Annotated in this window: 16 protein-coding genes; 7 read left to right on the top strand and 9 right to left on the bottom strand. The window is 56.7% G+C overall.

Annotation, left to right across the window (positions count from 1 at the left end; translation table 11 throughout):
* Window positions 1–8: 8 nt before the first annotated feature.
* The 5 genes from LAO21_05040 to LAO21_05020 all read right to left on the bottom strand — a co-directional run bounded on the left by LAO21_05040 (window position 9) and on the right by LAO21_05020 (window position 3,382).
* Window positions 9–212, bottom strand: coding sequence for a hypothetical protein (locus tag LAO21_05040; protein MBZ5552064.1), 204 nt, complete (start codon window positions 210–212; stop codon window positions 9–11).
* The gene (locus LAO21_05035; protein MBZ5552063.1) at window positions 209–1,027 is read right to left on the bottom strand and encodes an ABC transporter permease; all 819 of its coding nucleotides are present in this window, start codon (window positions 1,025–1,027) and stop codon (window positions 209–211) included. The genes LAO21_05040 and LAO21_05035 overlap by 4 nt, the downstream gene beginning before the upstream one ends.
* Window positions 1,024–1,944 carry an ABC transporter ATP-binding protein gene (locus LAO21_05030; protein MBZ5552062.1) on the bottom strand — a complete coding sequence of 307 codons (921 nt, stop codon included), beginning with the start codon at window positions 1,942–1,944 and terminating at the stop codon, window positions 1,024–1,026. Before LAO21_05030 ends, LAO21_05035 begins: the two co-directional genes overlap by 4 nt.
* A gap of 470 nt (window positions 1,945–2,414) precedes the next feature.
* The gene (locus tag LAO21_05025; protein MBZ5552061.1) at window positions 2,415–2,861 is read right to left on the bottom strand and encodes a GNAT family N-acetyltransferase; all 447 of its coding nucleotides are present in this window, start codon (window positions 2,859–2,861) and stop codon (window positions 2,415–2,417) included.
* A gap of 176 nt (window positions 2,862–3,037) precedes the next feature.
* On the bottom strand, window positions 3,038–3,382 hold the full coding sequence (locus tag LAO21_05020; GenBank protein ID MBZ5552060.1) for a PadR family transcriptional regulator: 345 nt from the start codon (window positions 3,380–3,382) through the stop codon (window positions 3,038–3,040).
* Between the two features lie 785 nt (window positions 3,383–4,167).
* On the opposite strand from LAO21_05020, the gene LAO21_05015 reads away from it, so the two are divergent.
* The gene (locus LAO21_05015) at window positions 4,168–4,587 is read left to right on the top strand and encodes a hypothetical protein (protein MBZ5552059.1); all 420 of its coding nucleotides are present in this window, start codon (window positions 4,168–4,170) and stop codon (window positions 4,585–4,587) included.
* Window positions 4,588–4,767: 180 nt separating this feature from the next.
* Here the strand turns inward: LAO21_05015 and LAO21_05010 are convergent, their stop codons facing one another.
* Window positions 4,768–5,094 (bottom strand): hypothetical protein, encoded by a 327-nt coding sequence (locus tag LAO21_05010; GenBank protein ID MBZ5552058.1) that lies wholly within the window; start codon window positions 5,092–5,094, stop codon window positions 4,768–4,770.
* Between the two features lie 791 nt (window positions 5,095–5,885).
* Between LAO21_05010 and LAO21_05005 the strand changes: the two genes are divergently transcribed.
* Complete coding sequence (locus LAO21_05005; GenBank protein ID MBZ5552057.1) at window positions 5,886–8,450, top strand: SpoIIE family protein phosphatase; 2,565 nt, start codon at window positions 5,886–5,888, stop codon at window positions 8,448–8,450.
* 90 nt (window positions 8,451–8,540) lie between these two features.
* Here the strand turns inward: LAO21_05005 and pepE are convergent, their stop codons facing one another.
* Window positions 8,541–9,254, bottom strand: a complete 714-nt coding sequence (gene pepE / locus LAO21_05000; protein MBZ5552056.1) for a dipeptidase PepE — start codon at window positions 9,252–9,254, stop codon at window positions 8,541–8,543.
* A 492-nt stretch (window positions 9,255–9,746) separates the two neighbouring features.
* On the opposite strand from pepE, the gene LAO21_04995 reads away from it, so the two are divergent.
* Window positions 9,747–10,223, top strand: a complete 477-nt coding sequence (locus LAO21_04995) for a (2Fe-2S)-binding protein (GenBank protein MBZ5552055.1) — start codon at window positions 9,747–9,749, stop codon at window positions 10,221–10,223.
* Complete coding sequence (locus LAO21_04990; GenBank protein MBZ5552054.1) at window positions 10,223–12,376, top strand: molybdopterin-dependent oxidoreductase; 2,154 nt, start codon at window positions 10,223–10,225, stop codon at window positions 12,374–12,376. The genes LAO21_04995 and LAO21_04990 overlap by 1 nt, the downstream gene beginning before the upstream one ends.
* A gap of 94 nt (window positions 12,377–12,470) precedes the next feature.
* On the opposite strand, the gene LAO21_04985 is transcribed toward LAO21_04990, so the two are convergent.
* Complete coding sequence (locus LAO21_04985) at window positions 12,471–13,196, bottom strand: dienelactone hydrolase family protein (GenBank protein ID MBZ5552053.1); 726 nt, start codon at window positions 13,194–13,196, stop codon at window positions 12,471–12,473.
* Window positions 13,197–13,707: 511 nt separating this feature from the next.
* On the opposite strand from LAO21_04985, the gene LAO21_04980 reads away from it, so the two are divergent.
* The 3 genes from LAO21_04980 (at window position 13,708) to LAO21_04970 (ending at window position 19,311) form a co-directional block, all read left to right on the top strand.
* A complete protein-coding gene (locus LAO21_04980) occupies window positions 13,708–15,189 on the top strand; it encodes a hypothetical protein (GenBank protein ID MBZ5552052.1) in 1,482 nt (493 codons plus the stop codon).
* 535 nt (window positions 15,190–15,724) lie between these two features.
* Window positions 15,725–16,585, top strand: coding sequence for a prohibitin family protein (locus LAO21_04975; protein ID MBZ5552051.1), 861 nt, complete (start codon window positions 15,725–15,727; stop codon window positions 16,583–16,585).
* 296 nt (window positions 16,586–16,881) lie between these two features.
* Window positions 16,882–19,311: an ABC transporter permease gene (locus LAO21_04970; GenBank protein MBZ5552050.1), complete on the top strand. Its 2,430-nt coding sequence runs from the start codon at window positions 16,882–16,884 to the stop codon at window positions 19,309–19,311.
* A gap of 75 nt (window positions 19,312–19,386) precedes the next feature.
* On the opposite strand, the gene LAO21_04965 is transcribed toward LAO21_04970, so the two are convergent.
* On the bottom strand, window positions 19,387–21,537 hold the full coding sequence (locus LAO21_04965) for a molybdopterin-dependent oxidoreductase (protein ID MBZ5552049.1): 2,151 nt from the start codon (window positions 21,535–21,537) through the stop codon (window positions 19,387–19,389).
* Between the last annotated feature and the right edge of the window lie 43 nt (window positions 21,538–21,580).

The raw sequence follows: 21,580 nt of genomic DNA, 5'->3' as shown, positions 1-21,580 counted from the left end.
ATCACTCCTTATTTCCGTGGCTTCAATAACCGCCTTCTCTTGACTCTCCGTCGACCCTCCCACTTCTCGCGAAGCAATGCCCAGCGCTCGTGATCTCGCCAGCGCCCTGCGATCTTCAGATAGCGGGGCGAATAACCCTCGAGACGAAACCCCAGGCGGGCCACCAGGACGCGAGCCACCCCGCTCCGCTGGCCGACCCTGGCTGTGGTCATTGCGAGATATCTCTTCGGGAGAACAGAATATAGGCGAGCACAAATCCCGCTATGGCTATGCCTGCGAGCACGATCAGGTTCCTGGCTGGCAGTGGACTGCCCATCAACAACTCAAACGGGCTGTAATACCGAAAGGGAGACATCCAGGCGACCGATTCGGCCGGGGGCCAAGCGCGCGCAATATAGTCCAGAAGAAACGTCGCCAGTGCGAGGAGACCCACGAGCGCCCCGGCCACACTCCGACGTCGAGATGCGGCGCCGATCGCCATGGCGACTCCACTCCAGCACAGCATGAGCAGCCCCAGGTTGGCGGCAAGCGACAGAATCAGTCCTGGCGCCGGCCACGCCACGTCTCTGGGGGCAAGCGTCTTAAGGCCGCCCCAGGTGCCGATCATCATCATGACAAGGAGCGCCACCGTAGAGACCGTCGTCACCAGGATCGATCGCGTGATGATCCAGTGGCGCGCCAAGGGGCGGGCCAGGATTAAATCCATGAAGCCGGTTTCAATTTCCGAGGTCGGGGTGGTCGAAAGGGTCATGGAAAGCGCGACCAGCGAACCCATCACGGCCAAGTGAAAATACCCCACACAGACGAGTCCATCGAAGGATAGAAAGCTCGTGATGGAAGGCCCCATGATCTCGCGCATGAACGGAGGAATCATCGAGCCAATCTGCGCGAACGCATTGGATGACTGAAGCGATCTCGCCACAATGATCAGAAACACCTGAAAGGCGGCCAGCAAAACTCCCATCACCAGGACGAGAGTCCGCACCCGCCGGAACGAATGAGCGAGCAGGATCAACGGGCCTCTCATGACGCCCCTTCGCGATAGTATGGGATGAGCACGTCTTCAAGACGCCGTTCTTCAAATTCGATGTCCCGCACCGGAAGTCCCGAAAGCCGCTTGAGGAGAGGGCCCAGCGGACCCTCGACGCGCAAGCTCCACATGCGGGGATTGATTTCGACGGCTTCGTGGCCCGGTGGCAAATCCTGTTCGAGCTTGACCTCCTCTGAAAAGAACACTCGCACTCGGCGCGGGGCCAGCCCCCGGATATCTTCTACCGTCGAGAGAAGCACCAGTTCCCCTTTGCGAAGCAGGGCGATCCGATTACAGACGTGCTCCACCTCCGAGAGGACGTGCGAGGACATGAAGATCGTTCGACCGCGATGCTGGACGCCCGCCAGCAGTTCATAGAACGAATCCTGCATCAATGGATCGAGGCCCTCTGTGGGTTCGTCCAGGATCAGGAGCGGTGGATCAGCCTGAAACGCCTGGATGAGCCCGAGCTTGCGCTTCATGCCAGTACTATATTCACGCAACTTCCGTCGCAGGTCGGCTTCCGGGAGTTCTAACCGGTCTTGAAGTTCGCCCTGGTATTGTCGATCGACAATCTGTTGATTGAGTCCGGCAAGGAAATCCAACACCTCCCGCCCAGTCAAGTGGGAATACAAGCCCATCTCTCCCGGAAGGTAGCCGACGAGTGATCGCGCCTTGAGGCCGTCCGCCTGGCAGTCATGTCCCAGGATGAATGCCTTGCCGCTCGTCGGCCGGAGCAGGTCCAGCAAGATGCGAATCGTCGTGGTCTTCCCTGCCCCGTTCAAACCGAGAAATCCGAGGATCTCGCCTTGCTTGACTTCCAGCTGGAGGTTGTTCACCGCGGTCAATTTTCCGTAGCGTTTCGTGATCCCGCGGGCGGAGATGGCTGGCGTGGCTACGTCGATTGAATTCACAAGATGTTTTCCCGGGAAGCGCCGGCTTGCGCGCAACGATTCCGATGTCCGAAGTCCCCAGGCCTTCGGAAGGTACTTTCTTGAGGTCCGTCCCGAATCGGAGCCTGTTCCCGTTCGGGTCCACAACGCACATTTCGCGAATCCCCTACGATGTGTTCTCCGGGGGAATCACGAGGTGGATGCCGTGTTCAAGGAATTCGCGATGCCATGGGTCAACGTCTTCGACGAAACAGGTTCCATACTAAGCGACACCCTCCTCCAAGAGTTTGTCCATTGGCTGGTCCTAAAAACAACAAGGGAATATTGTGACAGGAAACACGCTGAGAAGGCTGAACTTTTGCAATAGAGCCAAAGAAACACACTCCACTCACAGAATTCCGCGGAAGGGCCGCTGTCATGCGTGGTCTGTGCTCCCGGAGCTCCCACTCCGGTCCAGACGATAATGTGATCGAGTTCGCACGGCATAAGATCTATTGAATATCCGACTCCTTCTCTTGCGGTACCGACCGCATGATTGGAACCGTTTCTACACCCCGTTCGCGGTAGCCCGCCCATCGGGCTTGTAAGAATTCGGGGGCATGGGAGAGATTCACGGGAATGAAGCCAATGCGTCCATAGAATGCCACCAGATCCGGATAGGCCAAGCCATAACAGGTGCGCTGTCCGATCACTGTTTCAGCCACGGCAAGCATGAGCTCTCCTATGCCTTGCCCTCTCCGGTCCGGTCGAACGCGCATTCCCCGGAGCAACAGGTGACCCTGCTCTTCACAGACGCGCAGGACGCCAATGATTCTGCTCTCCTCCTTGGCGATGACAAGCCGATCCGATGGGTTCAGGCCTCCCGAATACTCCATCTCCGAATAGAACTTCTGTACCGCGCTCAAATCCTCATTGTCGAACACGCGAATTGAGATCATCGTCTGGGCTTCCTCATTGTCTTGGATCCACGGAGATCGGATCGGTGATCAGGAGCCAGCAAACAAGAGACCGCCGCCGCTGGAATGATTGTTTTTGCTGACAGCTGAAAGCTCTCCACCAAAAGCTGATGGCTCTTCATTCCACTCATCCGGCATGGTAGCACAATGGAAAGCCGTCATACCCCCTCTGCTCCTTGCAACAGGCGGGCGATGATGCCTGCCCTTCGCTCCCAGCTCCTGGTTTCAGCAGCCAGCTGCTTGCGTCCCCCGTTCGTCAGCGAGTAATACCGGGCGCGCCGATTGTTCTCCGACGTTCCCCACTTTGAAGTGATCCAGCCCCTCTTGTGAAGGCGGAGAAGGGCCGGATAAAGTGTCCCCTGATTCATCTGAAGCGTGTTTTCGGAGATCTGTTCAAGCCGGCGGGCGATCCCGTAACCGTGCATCGGACCCGTGACCTCCAGGATCTTCAACACCATCAGATCCAGCGTCCCCTGCAGGACTTCGGCCCTGAATGGAACCACGATCTTTCTCCTTTAGATTATCAACAGGAAGGATACCCTCAGCCCTGTTGATTGTCAACATGAATGACTATACTTTCCCGTGCAGCCATGGCGACGCGGAAGGACACGTTTCACAGATGCAGTGTGTACTCCAGTCGGTGGGTAGTGCTATCCTTATCCTTCCCGTGGTCCGCCCAACGAGTTCGTGGCGATTGACCGGACTCCCTTGAACGGGAGTCAAGGAGGAGATCATCCCGTGAGTAAAGCCGACTGCGCTAGAGCCCTGGGTATTGTTTGCTTACTGGCAGTTGTTGCCGTCACGGTGTCCATCCCATTGACTGCGGCCAGAGGGGGTGGATTATTGCCACCGGCCTCGGGCGCGGGAAAGCCGGGGTTCAGTCCTCAGAAGTCCCCGGATCATCCCGGCGATCCGTGGATGGCCGGCGAGCTCATCACACCTGAAGATTTATTGAAGCAGATGTCGGGCCCGGACAAGCCTCTGGTTCTTCATGTGGGAGTCCCCACGCTGTTCAAAAATGGCCACATTCCAGGGTCAAAGCATATTGGCCAGGCGTCAACGCCGAGGGGCATCGAAGAGGTAAGAAGGCAGGTTCAAGATTTGCCGCGAAACCGTCTAATCGTGCTTTATTGTGGCTGCTGTCCCTGGGCCGATTGCCCCAACATCCGTCCGGCATTCAAGGCCTTGCTACAAATGAAATTTAGTCGCCTGCGGGTTCTACATCTCCCAAACAACTTCGGGGAGGATTGGATTAGAAAGGGATTTTCCACTGAAAAGTAATCGATCCATGCCACATCTCTTTGAACCGCTTCGATTGCGCGGCCTCACTCTTCCGACTCGCATTGCAGTTTCCTCGATGTGCCAGTATTCGAGCCCGGAGGGTTATGCCACGGACTGGATCGAAGGTGGGTGGGATATTGAGCAATCAGTCGTGCTGGTTCATCAGCTCGAGGATCGGGGAGTTGACCTGGTGGATTGCTCCTCGCGGGGCAGTTCCCCGGCAGCGCGCATTCCGTTTGGCCCCGGCTCTCAGGTTCCATTTGCCGATCGCATCCGCCGCGAAACTGGAATGATGGTGGGGGCGGTGGGCACTTCGCGAATCACCCCGGAGTTTGGTCTCAATCTCCGCGGAGGTGCCCTCACTGCGAAGCAGGCGGCAGATGGGGGTAGCGCCACCTGCCGCCTCTACTCTGCCTCGCGAGATTAATCAATTAAGAAGGCTCGCGGACAGAACAACAAGCCGATCAATTCAAGCGCTTGTTTGGTAAACACCTCCCTCTTTGAGTAGCCTCTTTTTTTCTGTCATTGGAGCGATGCGCCTGTACAGCTCGCTCTTCTCACCAATTTCATAAACCACCATCGGCGCCTGTCTGAACAAACAGTCGCCTTAATCCATTGGTTCGATTGAACTCACTGTGATGACGTCACCTTTCAGGGTACCGGTGACTTTAACCGACTTATCAACCAGACTGGAGGCCTGATTCTCCGGAGTCAGGTGGAACATTTTCCCGTCACCTGTGACCAGGATCAACTTTCCCGAGTCGTCCTTCTTGATGGTTCCTGTCCACGTCTGCTGGCTGTCCTGACCGGCATTCATCTGCTGCATTTGTGAAACCGGCAATGGGCCCGCCTGGGTTAAAACAAAGGAACTGAGAACCAGTACCATTCCAAACACCAGCGCCAACAATGAGCTCATTCTCTTTTTTCTAATCATGGGTCTTGCTCCTTTCTCTTTTGAATTATTCTTATGAAAAGCACCCCCGAAGGAGGAGGCTTCCCCGAACTTCTTGGTGCCCCGTTGCGAACAAATTACCATTCCCGGTATGGCATTGAGCACCTGCGCCGAGAATTGGGTCGTTCTTACGCTAAACGAGTCCGCCCTGATTTCTCAGAACGGTCCAGTGAAACTACTTTTCCAATGACCTTAGTGAACCGCAAAAGCCATTGGCCATGACGCTCAAGGGCATCATCTCCTGACTGCGCTTTTCTCAGGTCTGAGAATTCCCAGACCTGTTCTGCAAGGAGCCGCCCTACCGAGAGGTATTCGGGCTCTTCATTCTTCCCTGGCCAACGGCCTTTGCGTAATCCTGCAATACGCCTGATGTCTGACAATGTGCAACAGTACGCCCAAATCAAACAAAGTTCCTAACTCATGGTAAAAAAAAGCCAAACTTAATATTGACGTCTTATGGGCCGACTTTCGGCAGAGGAGTCTAGATGGAAAACGGGGAAAAACTCCCTTCTTTCCTCGTTATTCGGGTGATCAGTAGATCAAGCGGGTAACCCGAATACAGGGAGTAAAGGATTTGATCTTTACTTTCTGAATTTGCAATCTGCGTCTGTTTAGCCAGGAGGATTCTCCAGGCTTCATTTCCAATCCGTAGTTGCTTGGATCCGCACGGTTGGATATTCTCTTCCCGGCTGATCCAAGACACGCTCCCTTTGAAATGGAGATTTCCATTGTCGCAAATCTTAAAATCTACCACTCGCCCAAAACTTCTATATGTGACTCTTGCGCTTTTGTTTCTACTCACGGCTGGGTATCAATTCCGCCACGCGAAATTTGTTCTGGACTACATTGATGGGCGCGCCTGGGCTGTCACCGATCCAGGCGTCGTCAACCTGGGCAGTCCAGTCATCCAGTCCGTGAGCAAGGAGACCGAGGAGGCGGGGGTCCATGCGGGCGATACGATTCTCGCCCTCAATGGAAAGTCTTATCGAGGCCTATCGGATTTGATCCGGGTGGTTGAGTTTGCGCAGCCCGTGGATTTTTTCACAGTGAAGGTGCGTCACAAAAGCGGCTACCCATCTGAGGAAACAATTCGCGTTCCTTTTGTCCCGAGAAAGGCGGCGGCGTCAGATCAATGGTTTTTTATTGTCATTCTTCATTTGTTGTTGCCCTTCTGTTGTGTGGTGCTGGGGTTCTGGGTGAGTGTGGCCCGTCCGAGAGATCCGCTGGCGTGGCTTTTGCTGGCGTTGCTCCTCGGCTTCAGTCAACTATTTTCGCTGGGACTCGAGAATCAGGATGGGACGCTGATCAGCAACCTGGCGTTCGCCTATCATCTGTGGCTTGCTGCAAGTTGGTTTATTTGGCTCTTCCTGCTGGGACTTTATTTTCCGTCACATCTCGCCTTCGAGCGCCGCATCCCCTGGCTGAAATGGCTGCTTCTCGTTCCTCTTGGTATTTCCTCGGTGATGCAGGTGGTGCTGTTTGAAGGATTGCTTCAGGATGATCTGTTCGGCGCCCACTTCTTGGTTTACTATCAGAAATTCAGCAGATTCTTTGCGATCCTCCCCCTGGTTGCAATTGTGCTCTTCTTCGGAGCGATCATTGTCAAGTATTTCCTCGAACCCACTGCGGACGCTAAACGGAGACTACGACTGTTATATACCGGGATCTTCCTGGCGCTTGCGCCCACGATCACCCTGCTGATCGTCGGCAGCCGGACCGGCAGAGCCCTCGATGATTTTCCTCCCTGGATAGAGCTGCCCTGCCTGCTGATGACGTTCCTCTTCCCTTTGACACTGGCCTATCTCATCGTGATCCACAGAGCGATGGATGTCCGGGTCGTAATCCGACAGGGGGTTCAATACACCCTGGCGCGCGGTGGCGTGACGATTCTCCAAGGGGCGCTTGCTGCAGGGCTGGTGGTGACTATTTCTTATGTGGTGGCGTCTCACCGAACCCGCTTGCCTCAAACCATTGCCCTCATTGCCCTGGGCATGGTCATCATTTTGCGTCTCCGCTGGGTCATGCAAAGGGTGGCGGCGTGGATCGACCGCCGATTCTTCCGCGAATCCTACAATGCGGAGCTCCTTCTATCAGACTTGAGTGAAAAAGTGCGAACCATGGTCGAGACCCGTCCTTTGCTGGAAACCGTGACAAGCCGAATCGCCGAATCCTTGCATGTGCCCCGCATTGCCGTGTTGCTCGACGCCCTCGGACCTTACCGGCCCGCTTATGCGCTCGGGTATGATGGCACCCTGGACGTTACATTTCCTCGTGGGGGAACCGTCGAGCGCTTGCGCGAAAGCAAGGAACCCGCCCGCATCTACCTGACCGATCCCGATAGCTGGGTTCAGACCTCTCCCGAGGTGAGCGAAGAGGAACGCCAGAGGCTGGGACAACTCCAGGCGGAGCTGCTGTTGCCACTCCTTGTCAAAGACCGGCTGCTGGGTTTCATCAGTCTGAGCCAGAAGAGGTCAGAAGAGGCTTATTCCGGAACCGACTTGCGACTCCTCAATTCGGTGGCTTCGCAAACTGCCCTGGCGCTGGAGAACGCTCGTCTGACGGCAGCCATTGCCGACGAGGTTGCGCAGCGCGAGCGGCTGAACCGCGAACTTGAAATTGCGCGCGAGGTTCAAGAGCGCTTGCTGCCCCAGGAGCTGCCGGTCATTGAGGGATTGGACTATGACGGTATCTGCCGGCCGGCGCTGGGTGTCGGAGGCGACTATTACGACTTCATCGATCTTCCCGACGGCAGGCTGGCGATCGCGGTTGGGGATGTTTCAGGGAAAGGGATTTCGGCGGCCCTGATGATGGCAAATCTGCAGGCCTGCCTGCGGAGCCAGGCGACGACCTCCCCCGGAGACCTGGGCGGCATTGTCACTCGAATTAACAAACTAATCTTCCAAGCTTCGGCCTCCAATCGGTATGTCACGTTTTTCCTCGCTGAATATGCTCCCGCCACCCGACAACTTTGCTATGTCAACGCGGGACACAATCCTCCCCTGCTCTTCCGACATGGCAAGATCGGGATGGCTCCCGAGCGGCTGGAAGTGGGTGGCCCCGTGATCGGGTTATTGAAGCATTTTTCTTTTCAGCAGGGCGCTCTGAGGCTCGAACCCGGCGACCTGCTGGTGGCCTTTACCGACGGCATTACCGAAAGTATGAATCTGCAGGATGAGGAGTGGGGCGAGGACGCCCTCGTCCACACCGCGCAAAGCTGCAAGGGACTGAGGGCCCACGAAATCGTCGCGCGAATTCTGGCTGGTGCCGAGGCCTTTGCTGCCGGCGCCCAACAGCATGACGACATGACCCTGGTGGCATTACAGGTCGTCCCACATTGAATTCCGACGATCAGCCCGATTTGAGATCAGGGTCTGTCACGACCCCCGTCGGGCGGATATGGGCTTCCCCGGAAATTCTCCGGGTTGTGCTTATGCCACATAATCATTCAGATCGGCCACGGGGATTAATTCCACCGGCTCACATCCCCGCTTAAAGATGCGCGCCCCCGAGCAGCCTTTCAATTGAATGTTTCCATGTTCCACCCGCAACATGGCTCCCTCCCGCAGCCCCACCACCGGGGTCTCGTTCTCCTCCAGAAATTGGATGATTCTCTCTTCACGGGTTTCCCCCATGTGGCGGGAGTTCGGATCGGGATCCAAAAAGTGAGGATTAATTTGGAAACCCACCAAACCCAGCGCCTTGAGGGAGGGGGGTTCGACGATCGGCATGTCATTAGTGGTCCGAATGGTCGGGCACGCTACATTAGATCCCGCACTCGCGCCAAGGTAAGGCATCCCTGCGCCGACCCTCCGCCGGACGGATTCCAGTACCTTGAACTGGTACAGCCTATCCAGAAGGCGAAAGGTATTGCCTCCGCCGATGAATAGCGCCCCCGCCGTTTCAACTGCCGTCTGAGGATTCGCCGATTCATGAATCGAATTCAAGGTGTATCCCATGGCCTCAAACCGTTGCCGCGCCTTCGAGGTGTAAACCTCCCAATCGTGTAGGGCGTAAGGTACAAACAGCACCCCTCTTACCCCGCTGAGAAAATCGCGAATCTCTCCCTCGGCGTGATCGAGATACCCACGGCCATAAAGAGTGGAGTTGCTGATTAAGAGTAATCGGTTCGCTGTCAGGCTCATGACATGGCTCCTTGTTCACGCGGATTGGCTCGTAAAGAAAGTCGCACGGATTACATCGATTAACAATGGAACCCTCTTTCGTAAGAGAGCTCGCCAGCAGTCCTTGCCTCTCGTTCCCAGGGATCAATCACGATCTATTCTACTCACATTTTCCATCAAGAAGCGCTACAAACGGAAACCTTCGCATAAGAACAATGCGTGCCCGCCCTTCATAGGCCCCTTCGCGATTCCCTAGGGGGTTCCTTTGAGATTTCTTTCCTGAATGTTCTTGTCGTTCCGGCGAGAGACTTTCCATCCATGTAGGGTATAATCATCTGGCATCGTGAATCATGTGACTGATGGCTGGAGCCGGAATAATCTTCGGTAGCCGGATGATTCGAGGCGGGGTAGGAAGGCTTCTGTCTTGCTCCGGAGGTTCTTCTCCGGACTCCATGCGTTGAGGTCTGCCGCCCCTTCTTCCATCAATGTGTCTTGTTGATTCGAGGTTATACCATGGCCAGGATCACCCATTTATTCGTGAACGGCAGCGCCGTCCAGCTTGACGTGGACGCTGGAACCAGCTTGCTCACCGTGTTGCGCGACCACCTGGATCTGACCGGAAGCAAGTATGGTTGCGGTGAGGGACAATGTGGCGCATGTACCGTTCTAATCGATGGAACGGCACGCCGATCGTGCATCACCCCAGTGGGCACGGTTGCCCAAAAACAAATCACCACGATTGAGGGCGTTGCGAAGAACGATGTCCTTCATCCCCTCCAGCAGGCGTTCCTCCAAGAGGAGGCGATGCAGTGTGCCTATTGTACCTCCGGGATGATCATGGCAGCGATTCCCCTCTTGAACACGAATCACAACCCTACTGACCAACAAATCGCGCAGTTCATGCAGGGGAACATTTGCCGCTGCGGGACCTATCCCCGAATCGTTGCTGCCGTCCGGAGGGCAGCAAAAGCCATGAAGGAGGTGAGTTGATGAGCCGCCACGCTCAATCGGACGCAATGCTGGAACCCGAACGGTACGAGATTCACGGGGCGCCCACCTATCATTTCGAATGGCCCCGCCGGGACTTCTTCAAGGTCCTGGGCGCGGGCGTGTTGATCGTCTGCGTACCTAAAGAGGCCTGGAGCCTGCAGGAGTCCGGCGGAGCGAGACGTCAGCCCGGAGAATCGCTTCCCAGGGAGATCGATGCATGGTTGCACATCGCCGAGACCGGTGCTGTTACGATTTATACCGGAAAGGTGGAGATGGGTCAGAATATCCGGACTTCGCTCACCCAGGCAGTGGCCGAAGAACTTCGGATCGGTGTGGATAGAATCCGCCTGGTCATGGGTGATACGCGACTGGTCCCTTTCGACATGGGAACATTCGGGAGCCGCACCACCCCGACCATGAATCCGCAGCTTCGCAAGGTTGCAGCCGCAGCGCGCGAATTGTTGGTCGATTTGGCAGCCGAGCACTGGAAAGTCGGCCGCGGCCGACTGACGGCCGCTAACGGCCAGATCATGGATCCCGAATCAAAGCGCACGATCGAATATGCCGACCTGGTCAAAGACCGCCACTTGACCCAGGCCATACCCGCCCAGGAACCTCTGACCCCGGCGGGCCAATGGACGGTCGCAGGCAAATCAATCCCAAAGGTCGATGGAAGGGACTTCGTGACGGGGAAACACCGCTATCCCTCCGATCAGCGGGTGCCTGACATGCTCTATGGCAAGATCCTCCGACCACCCTCCTTCGGCGCCACGCTCTTGTCTCTCGACACGCGAGCCGCGGAGAGGATCGCCGGAGTTACGGTTGTCCACGATGGCAATTTTATTGGAGTGGCGGCGCCCAGCGATGAGATTGCGTCCCGTGCCATCACCCTTCTCCAGGCGGAGTGGAAGTCTCAACCGCAGCCATCCCACAAGGAGCTCTTCGAGTATCTCAAGACCAATTCCTCGGGCGAACGAAGCCGGGACTACGAGGTCGGGTCAATGGAGAAAGGGCTCAGCGCCGCCGATCACCGCCATGAACAAACCTATACGGTCGCTTACATTGCCCATGCCCCCTTGGAACCGCGGGCGGCACTGGCCCAATGGTCCGGAGAGGAACTCACGGTCTGGACCGGGACGCAACGGCCTTTCGCTGTTCGGAGCGAATTGGCCGAGGCCTTTCGGATTCCCGAAGACCATGTCCGCGTCCAGATGCCCGACACCGGTTCCGGATATGGAGGGAAGCACACCGGTGAGAGCGCCGTCGAGGCGGCGCGATTGGCACGTGCCGCCAAGCGCCCCGTCAAGTTGGTATGGACCCGTGGGGAGGAATTCACCTGGGCCTATTTTCGCCCGGCTGGAGTGATCCAGATCCGCAGTGGCCTCCGCCGCGATGGCATCATCACCGCGTGGGAGTTTCACAACTATAACTCCGGAGCCGCCGGAATTCGGACCTATTATGATGTGGCCAACCAGCAGATCGAGTTTCACCCGACCCGTTCTCCATTGCGGCAGGGTTCGTATCGCGCGCTTGCCGCCACTGCAAATCACTTCGCCCGCGAGTCTTTCATGGACGAATTGGCAAACCTCCTGAAACTGGATCCGTTGGAGTTCCGTTTAAAGAACTTGAAGGATGAGCGGCTGCGAGCGGTATTTCAAGCGGCGGCCGAACGGTTCGGCTGGGGCCGGGCTAAGAGAGAGGCCGGCCGTGGATTTGGAATCGGCGGTGGATTTGAGAAAGGCGGGAATGTGGCCACGTGCGTCGAAGTGGCTGTCGATCCACCCACCGGGCAGGTTAAAGTCGTTCGCATCGTCACCGCCTTTGAGTGCGGCGCCATTGTCAATCCCAACCATCTGCAAAATCAAATTGAAGGGGCAAACATCATGGGTCTGGGAGGAGCACTCTTCGAGGCCATCGAATTCGAGAACGGCCGAATTGTGAATCCTCGCTTCTCGAAGTATCGAGTCCCGCGATTCGGCGACGTTCCTCGAATCGACACGGTCCTGCTGGATCGAAAGGATCTGCCGTCGGTTGGCGCGGGCGAAACCCCCATCGTGGGTCTGGCGCCTGCCATTGGTAATGCCATTTTCGATGCCACGGGTATTCGTTTGCGCTCGCTCCCCATGGTCCCCAGTGGCTTGAAGAAGCCGTAGTCCGGCGAGCAACGCGGCTCGGCGCCTTTGTGGTATGGATGATTCCTCGCGGGAGCAGGCCCCGTTCGGCACGATGAGGTCGACCTGTCGGCCTCTAGAGGCTCTTCTTAAAGAACGCCAGCATGCTGGGCCATGCCTGTTGAGTGGCTTTCAGATTGGCGCCGTCCTTGCCGGTTTGGGCCCGAAGGAACCCATGGCCGGCGCCTTCATAGATGTGCGGATCATACACCTTCCCGAGCCTCTTCATCTCGGCGGTGGCAGGCTCCACCGTGGCTGTAACCCGTGCGTCATCCCCGCCATAAAATCCGGCTACCGGCGCTTTGATTCTGGCGAGGCCGGCGGCATCAGGCGGCGTGCCGTAGTACACGGCAGCGGCATTCAGATCAGGTTGCGCGGCAGCATAGGCGAAGCTGGCCGATCCACCCCAACAAAACCCTACAGTCGCACTCTTCCCGCTCGCCGCAGGCAAATGGATGGCATAGGCCCGCACCGCATTCAATCGCGCAATCGTCTCTTCCGGTGTCAGGGATCGAATCAGTTTCACCACGTCATCGCGACTCGACACTGAATCCGTTCCTCCACCTCCGGGACCCTTTCCGGACAAAAGGTCGGGGGCCACCGCAATATAGCCCTCTGCTGCCAGTTGATCGGCGACTGCCCGGATCCAATCCGAGAGACCAAAGATCTCATGGATCACCAGGACTACCGGCGCTTTATCTTTTCTTTCCGGATATACCACCCAGGTCCGAATCTTCTGATCGCTCCCAGGCAATTTCATGTCGAGGTACTCCCCATGGCGAGGAGATTTTTCCAGCGCCATTTTGGCCTGCTCCTCTCCAGCCGGGAGTCTCTCATCTCTTGCTGCCGCTGGAGTGCTCTGCGATGAAGCCATTCTCGCCGGGGGCTCTGCGTGAACGTGCTCTTGACTCCATACTGCCCCAGGTCCTGAGAACATCAAGACACCTGCCATCAAGGTGCCACACAACTTACCTCTTGAAATACCCATCTGAACCTCCGCGTTTTAGTTTAGGAATCCCTTTTATCGAATCTCTGATTAACTGTCGTTCAAGCGGGCGTTTCGCTCTCCCCTCTTCGAACTGGAGCTATGCAGGACTGCTCCCCGGGGCGATCCGCGCTCGAGGACGTCTGTTCAAAGTTCACCTTGCAACGGAAGGGGGATTCTAACACGGATGCAGGGCGGTTAGGAAACAGCGGATGTTCCCCCCGTACACTAGGATATCCTTCACTTTAGTGTTGCACTCACGTCCATTAGCCTTTAGGATTTGTAGGCTCGCCTTGAGGTTGCTCGAAACTTGAATCCAGCACTGATCATGCGAAGTATCACTCCACGCCACAGGCGCATCCTGTTCCTGGTCCTGCTCTCTGCCCTACTACTGATCCCCATCTGGCTGGTCGAGTTTCCGCCGCTCCTTGACTATCCCAACCATCTTGCTCAATCCTTTGTGCTCACGCACCTCGACGATCCGAGCTTTCACTTCTCCGAGTTTTACGGGCAGGAATGGCATTTCTACCCCTACCTCACCATGAACGCGTTCCTCATGGGAATGCAGCACCTGATCCCCCTGGAATGGGCGGGGCGGATTTTTTTAAGTCTCTGCCTGCTCGCGATGCCGCTCTGTGTTTGGTTCTACTTGCGCCAGGCGAACCCGGGGAATGATTCCCTGTCTCTGTGGGCGCTGCTCCTTTCCTACAATGTCTTCTTTTTATACGGATACCTGAATTTTTATTTGAGTGTCGCGCTGTGCTTCCTGGCGCTGGGACTATGGATCCGTTTTCTGAATCATCAAAGCCTGCTCCGCTGGCTGATTGCATTGGCTGCCATCATCGGTGTGTACGCAACTCATCTTTTTTCCTTCGGGATCTTGGGCCTTGTGATCACGGCCCATCTTTTGTGGAAGCGCAGTCCCATCCGGCGACTCGTGTACTCGTGGCTCTTGTTCCTGCCGGGCATTCTTTTCTACTTGACTCTGCCGCTCGGTGTAGCCCCCACCCATGAGATCGCCTTTGACGGCTTCGGCGACAAGATAGATTGGCTGACAGGGTTTATGCGCGGCTATTCTCCTTGGGTTGGTTGGGTCACGCTTTTCGGTCTTTTGAGCTGCGCTCTGCTGGCGTGGTGGCGGAACTCAGATTTCCGGTGGAATCGCGAATGGGCCGTCGCAGGGGGTGTCTTGTTCATTTTATTTTGGATACTCCCGGTGGGTTTTGGCGAAGCCTGGGATATTTACCCGCGTGTCCTGCCGTTTCTGTTTGTGGTGTTTCTCTCGCTCTGCCACGTCGGCAAGCGTGCCCGCTGGCTCGCACTCGTGGCGTTGGCGCTTTTCTTTGTCCGGATGGAGAACATTACCGAGCATTTTCTGGGAGAAAGAGCGCGACTCGCCGTCCTGGCGCAGTCCTTTGACATCATCCCCAAGGATGCGCGCGTTTTGCCGATCATTGATGGCGCCCATGACGGACCCGTCCGTCGCACCTATTACCATTTCTGGGCCTATGGGGCGATACGGCGGGGATGGTTATTGCCAAACCTGTTGAGTGTCCCAGGAATGGCGGCCCTGCGTTTGAAGAGTGGCGTCTATCGACCCGAGCTTTCCTGGGACCTGGACTACTCCCTCCCTCCCGACTGGAATAAGGTTCATGAAAAATACGAGTACGTGTGGGCCTACAACGTTTCCGACTCATGGCCGGATCTGCCGAGGATTGGCCGCGTGATCTTTCAGAAGGAGGATCTGAAACTGTACCGCCTTGATAAATCCATATCAGGCACCGAACAGACATCGAAACTCATCCGCTGAAATCCGGCTCGCCGTTTCTTTCAAGACCGATCAGCCACCCGGTCGAGACCTGTTATACCTGGAAACGTCCTTTTCCTGGCCATCTCACCGTCTTCCTCTTCAGTGAGGGTAAGCCCCCTTTGAATTTTTGAAGCAAGGCGATGATCCTGAATTAAGATCGTCCCCATTCGAAGATGGCCTCTCATCTCATGGTAGTCGACGGGGGACCGCAGGTTCTCGGGGTCCATTCTCACCCAGTCCCCTTCCCTCATCATGATCGCCAGAAAGAGATGGGACTTTTTCATGACAGGGTCCCTATAGGCCTCAAACTGGTTTAAGAATGAGAGAAACCCCGAACTGCTGCCAATGACGCCTTGACACCGATCGAACGGCTCCCTGACGTTGCTGTACCCACCCGCCTGAAGTCTCCGCCCCAAATCGTTCAAGAGAAGGGCGCGCTCATTCACCCGATGCAATGGCGTGTTGATGAATTGGACCGTCCCCGGTAGAATGCCTCAACGCTGGCAAGCCAGCAAGAAGGAAAAAGGAGGCTACAATGTCTTTATTTCAGAAGGGCACCGGAGATTCGGGCTCAACCTTACGTATTCCACCTGCGAAGCACATCCTTTCCCTGGGTATCGGAAAGATCGCCCTTGCGGTGGTGGCGTTTCTAATCCTGTGGACGTCGACGACTTCAGTCCCCACCGGGCATGTAGGCGTTCTGACGCTCTTCGGTCGGGTCACCGGCGAAGCCCTTTCCGAAGGTCTGCACATGATCAATCCCCTCAAGTCAGTTCACAAAATGTCCATCCAAACACAGACGATTAAGGAATCGGCCAGCGTCCCGTCAAACGAAGGTCTTATAATGTCCCTGGACACCTCATTGATATTCAAGCTCGACCGGACCAAGGCAGCCGAAGTCTACCAGGGGATCGGCGAGAATTATGTCAATGTGGTGCTCGAACCGAACCTCCGCGCGGCCATCCGCGGGGTGACCTCAGCCCACAGCGCCAACGCGCTCTATACAGGGGCGCGCGAGGAGGTGGCACAACGAATTCAGGACGAACTCGCCCAGACCCTGGCCCCTCGCGGGATTGTGGTCGAGCGGGTGCTGCTGCGGGACATCCAGTTGCCGGCCATGTTGCGTAGCTCCATCGAAGCAAAGCAGCAAGCCGAGCAGGACGCGCTTCGCATGAGCTTCGTTCTCCAAAAGGAGAAACAGGAAGCCGAGCGCAAGCGCATCGAGGCCCAAGGCATCTCCGACTTCCAACGCATCGTGGCCCAGGGGATCAGCCCTCAGTTGCTGGAATGGAAAGGCATCGAGGCGACCGAGAAGCTTGCCCTCGGTACCAACGCCAAGGTCGTAATCATCGGCAATTCCAAGACAGGTCTTCCGCTGATCCTGGGGCCACAGTAGCCATCGACGGCCCCTGTGCCGAGGATCTTCCCCGCTGTTCGGGCTGCTGCCCTTCCATCCGGCCGCTCTCTAAAGCTATGGAGCTCATCCGTGCCCAGGGTTCGGAATCTCCCGGGCGGATCCGTCTGCAGCCGTCACGCGGAAGCACCTCGATTTGATCCTCGCAGAGACCTCCTGTAATTTCAGAATCTTCAGGGAACTTATCTTCCCATCTTTACGTTAAAACAGAAGAGAGAATGCCGGGCCCCTTCCTTGGACGCAACACGCTGCCTTTGAATCACACGAGGAGAGACTGCATGGACACTTTAATTCAGGATCTGCGTTATGCAGGTCGGATGTTACTGAAAAGCCCGGCCATCACGCTCGTCGCCATCGTCTCCCTTGCCCTTGGCATAGGAGCCAATACGACGATATTCAGCTGGGTGAAGTCGATCCTGCTTCAACCCTTGCCGGGGGTCGCGGACACCAATCACCTCTTTGTCCTGGAGGAGAAAACCCTTTCTGGGTCCTTCACCAGCACGTCGTACCCTGACTTCTCCGATTATCAAAAAAACGCCGCCGGGATGGTCGATCTGGCCGCCTATGCGATGACCCCCCTGGGTCTGAGCGCGGGAGACCGGACGGATCGTGTGTGGGGGGAGGTGGTTTCTGGAAACTACTTCGATGTGATGGGGGTAAAGCCTGCGCTGGGACGCACCTTTCGACCCGAAGAAGGAAGAGTGCCCGGGGCCTATCCGGTGGTGGTGTTGAGCTACGGCCTGTGGGCACGGCGCTTCAATTCAGATCCGGACATCCTGGGAAAGACCGTGACCTTGAATAGTCAGCCCTTCACCATCATTGGCGTCGCCCCCAGGAATTTTTATGGGTCCTTCGTGAGTCTCTCCATGGATCTTTGGATCCCGATCATGATGCAGCGCCAGATCTCCACCGGGACAAGCATGCTCGATGTGCGGGGGAGCCACTGGCTGCTGGTCTTCGTCCGTCCTCGACCGGGAGTCAAGATGGCCCCGGCCCAATCCACCATCGACTCCTTGGTCCATGAGCTTGCCGCGCAATATCCCGATACCAACTCGGGTCGAACGGCCACTCTTCTCCCCATCTGGAAATCTCATTTCGGGGCTCCCCAAATATTCCGGCCCGTGTTGACGGTGCTGATGGCAGTGGTCGGCGTCGTCCTGCTCATCGCCTGCGCCAATGTCGCCAATTTGATTCTGGCCCGCAGCCTGGGACGACGCAAGGAAATTGCGATTCGCCTCTCGGTGGGCGCCAGTCGCGGCCGCCTGGTGCGTCAGTTACTCACAGAGAGCACTCTCCTGGCCCTGTTGGGAGGAACGGCGGGCCTGGGGCTGGCGCATTGGGGGGCAAGTCTCATGCGCACCTTTACTCCCCCTGCCAACCTGCCGATTCAACTGACCATCGAAACCGATGGACGCGTTCTCCTGTTTACTTTTCTGGTCTCCGTCCTGACCGGTCTGATCTTCGGTTTGATGCCGGCGATGCATTCCTCGAACCTCCATCTCGTTACGGCGCTCAAAGACGAAACCGTCCGCACGCACGGAAAATCGCGAATGCGGACCTCGCTGGTGACCGCCCAAGTGGCGCTCTCCCTGGTCCTGTTGATTGGGGCGGCCCTCTTTCTACAAAGCCTGCGAAAGGCCCAAACCATCGACCCGGGGTTTGATCCAAACAACGTCCTGGTCGCCTCCTACGATCTCCTGGCCAGCGGGTACTCAACCCCGCAAGGGAAGGTCTTTCAAAAACAATTACTGGAGCGCGTTCAGACGCTTCCCGGGGTACAGTCCGCAAGCCTTATTCGCCGGCTGCCCCTTGGATTCACGGGAACAAATTCAATGAGCGTGACCATTGACGGCTACGTGCCGAAGCCTAAGGAAGAGGTGGTGATCTCCATGAATTGGGTGGGGCCGGAATATTTTCATACCATGCGGACCCCCATCCTGAAAGGGAGGGATTTTACCCTCCAGGACGAGGCCTCCACCCAGCGTTATGTGATCATTAACCAGGCCATGGCCGATCGGTATTGGAACGGGAGAGATCCGCTGGGACAGAAGATCCAAGCGGGTTCGGCGAGCTGCGAGGTGATTGGCGTGGTGAAGACCGGCAAGTATGAAAGTCTGGGAGAAGATCCCGTCCCGTACATGTTCTTCCCTCTTATCCAGTTCTATCACTCCGATGCCACCGTGGTGGTCCGCGTCCAAGGAGATCCGGCTGCGTACCAGTCCGCCGTCCGGGAAGTCGTGCGTTCGTTGGATTCCCGCCTCCCACTCTTCGACTTCCACCGCCTCTCGGATTATATGGAGACGCCGGTCTTCGCGCCTCGCATGGCTGCTTCCATCCTGGGGCTGTTCGGGATCCTGGCGTTAGTCCTGGCCACGGTCGGACTGTACAGTGTGATGGCCTATTCGGTCATGCAAAGGAGTCATGAGATTGGCATCCGCATGGCCCTGGGCGCTCAGCGCAAAGATGTCCTTTCGCTCGTCATCAAGCATGGACTCTTCATCACAGGAATCGGAATCTCCCTGGGTCTGTTGGGTGCTTTCGGGGTCACGCGCTTGGCGCGGAGCATGCTCTTTGGGATCAGCCCCGCGGATCCGGTGACTTTCCTGACCATTTCGCTGGCCCTCTCCGCAGTCGCAATCCTCGCTTGTCTTATCCCTGCACGGCGAGCCACTCGGATTGATCCGTTAGTGGCATTGAGGTATGAATAGAAAGAGCAGGCAGCGGTCAGCGTTCTGCGGGCAGAGGATCAGTTCAGTCGCTCTGGTTTCCACACTCGGATTGGCCTACATCCCCTTGAGCGCTTCTTTGACTCTTTCCGGTGTCATGGGCATTTGGAACAGACGGATGCCGGCGGCGTCGTAAATGGCGTTGGCAATTGCCGCACCAATCGGCACGATCGCCGGTTCTCCCCCACCTTGAGGTGTCAGCGCGTCGTTCTTTACGAGAATAGCCTCAATCTCCGGCAACCCGGAAAAACGAGGCAATTCATAGGTATCAAAATTCTTTGTCAGTAACTCGCCGCCATTAAACCGAACCTCCTCCGATAACGCGTACCCCAACCCCATCATCATGCACCCTTCCATCTGCATCCGGGCGCCATCCGGATTGATGACAATTCCCATGTCCTGGGCACACACCATCCGCTTGACCTTCACCTTACCGCTGGACTGATCGACCCGAACCTCAGCGATCGTCGCCACATAAGTTCCCGCATCAATACCACACGCAATCCCGTAACCGCGTCCGCTCGGAAGGGTCGCTTTATTCCAGCCAAATTTTTCAGCCGCCGCTTCGAGGACACTCCGCATCCTCTTGTCGGAAGTGTTATTCAAGCGGAATTCCAGCGGATCGATCTTTGCTTTGGCCGCCATGATGTCGATCTGCGACTCCCTCGCAAAAACATTGATGTTCGCTCCGGGAGCACGCCACGGTCCCGTAGCAAAGAGATGCGTTTTCCCCGGATCCCTTCCCCACTGACCATAGACCCGGATGAGATTGTTCGGGACATCATAAAATTGCTCGGCACTTCTCGCGCCCGCAAAGTACACGTGATAATCCCACAGGCAGATCTTGCCCGCTTTGTCTGCGCCGGATTTGACCTTGACCACTGCCGCCGGCCTGAACGTATCGTAGAAGAACTCCTCAGCGCGAGTCCAAGCCACCTGGACCGGCTTCCCCGCAATCTTGGCCAGTTTCGCGGCTTCAATTGCCTGAAGGCCAGCGCTGCTCTTCCCGCCAAACCCACCGCCCACGAAGGGCGTGATCACCCGGACATTTTCTGGAGGGAAGCCGAGGGCTTGAGCGATCTGTTGTTGGTTCGGAAACGGCGTTTGAGTCGAGGTCCAAACCGTTGCCTTTCCACCTTCGACCCTTGCAAGAGCGGTATGGGTTTCGATAGGAGCATGCGCGCCATAGCCATTCACATATTTTCGGTCAAAGACCTCCACGGCCGCCTTCTCCCCCTCCGCCAGATCCCCTTTCCGCTCTCTTTCCTGCAGGGGAGGGGCGGCGCCGAGGAGATGATTGAAGATGGTCTTATCGTTGACCGTTGCCTTGGGAATATCAAATTCAGCCTTGATACTGGCAAGGGCTTTTTCCGCTCCTTCCGGATCCGGATGCAGAACAGCAATCAGGCCTCCTTCTTTAACCACGGTGACCCCGGGCATTTTCTCAGCTGCCGAGGTATCGGCATTCTTCAGGGTGGCCCCGTGTGCAGGCGGACGGAGGATCCTGGCGTACATCATGCCGGGCAGCCTCATGTCCCCGGCATACTGGGCCTTGCCGGTCACCTTCGATACGCCATCCATTCGGTTCACCGGCCTGCCCATGACCGTAAATTCCGACACGGATTTCGTTACGGCCTTTCCATCCAGTTTGCGTGTAATCTTCTGTCCTTTTGCTAACTGGCCAAAGGTGACGCGGGCGTTCTTGTCGCCGGTGAGAAAGATAGTTCCATTCTGGACGCTCAGCTTATCCTTGGCGGTCTTCAACTGCTCCGAAGCCAGATCCAGCAACACCGCCTTCGCCTCCGCAGCGGCCGCGCGGAGCGCCGGCCCAAAGAAGCGCGTCGACATCGATCCAAATGTCCCCATGTCCCATGGACACAGTTCCGTATCTCCGAGCACCATGTGGACGGATTCCAGCGAAACGCCAAGCTCGTCCGCCGCCATCTGTGCCAGCGAGGTGATGACGCCCTGCCCCATCTCAATCTTTCCCGAATAAACCGTCACCTGGCCATCTTCGGCAATCCGAAGATAGGCATTGAAATCGGTCGGATACCCTCTCCGGGGTTCCTGCCCGAAGAAGTCCAACACGTCAACGGTGAAAAAAACGATGATTCCTCCACCAAAAATCTTTATGAAGTCGCGCCGCTTCAGTAATCGTGGGGCGTTGGGAGACGGCCTTTCCATCACCGCGAATTCTTCTTTTTGCATGATGACCCTCAAATTCTCAAATAGTATTCCGAACCATCTAAAA

It is taken from the genome of Terriglobia bacterium (genome assembly GCA_020073085.1).
GTDB lineage: Bacteria > Acidobacteriota > Terriglobia > JAIQFV01 > JAIQFV01 > JAIQFV01.
This window is presented reverse-complemented; position numbering and strand designations above follow the sequence as displayed.

Coding starts and splice junctions, on each gene's coding strand:
- LAO21_04980 (MBZ5552052.1), top strand. CDS start 13,708: ATGCGAAGTATCACTCCACGCCACAGGCGCATCCTGTTCCTGGTCCTG.
- LAO21_05015 (MBZ5552059.1), top strand. CDS start 4,168: ATGCCACATCTCTTTGAACCGCTTCGATTGCGCGGCCTCACTCTTCCG.
- LAO21_04965 (MBZ5552049.1), bottom strand. CDS start 21,537: ATGCAAAAAGAAGAATTCGCGGTGATGGAAAGGCCGTCTCCCAACGCC.
- LAO21_05035 (MBZ5552063.1), bottom strand. CDS start 1,027: ATGAGAGGCCCGTTGATCCTGCTCGCTCATTCGTTCCGGCGGGTGCGG.
- LAO21_05010 (MBZ5552058.1), bottom strand. CDS start 5,094: ATGATTAGAAAAAAGAGAATGAGCTCATTGTTGGCGCTGGTGTTTGGA.
- LAO21_04985 (MBZ5552053.1), bottom strand. CDS start 13,196: ATGGCGCTGGAAAAATCTCCTCGCCATGGGGAGTACCTCGACATGAAA.
- LAO21_04995 (MBZ5552055.1), top strand. CDS start 9,747: ATGGCCAGGATCACCCATTTATTCGTGAACGGCAGCGCCGTCCAGCTT.
- LAO21_04970 (MBZ5552050.1), top strand. CDS start 16,882: ATGGACACTTTAATTCAGGATCTGCGTTATGCAGGTCGGATGTTACTG.
- pepE (MBZ5552056.1), bottom strand. CDS start 9,254: ATGAGCCTGACAGCGAACCGATTACTCTTAATCAGCAACTCCACTCTT.
- LAO21_05040 (MBZ5552064.1), bottom strand. CDS start 212: ATGACCACAGCCAGGGTCGGCCAGCGGAGCGGGGTGGCTCGCGTCCTG.
- LAO21_04990 (MBZ5552054.1), top strand. CDS start 10,223: ATGAGCCGCCACGCTCAATCGGACGCAATGCTGGAACCCGAACGGTAC.
- LAO21_04975 (MBZ5552051.1), top strand. CDS start 15,725: ATGTCTTTATTTCAGAAGGGCACCGGAGATTCGGGCTCAACCTTACGT.
- LAO21_05025 (MBZ5552061.1), bottom strand. CDS start 2,861: ATGATCTCAATTCGCGTGTTCGACAATGAGGATTTGAGCGCGGTACAG.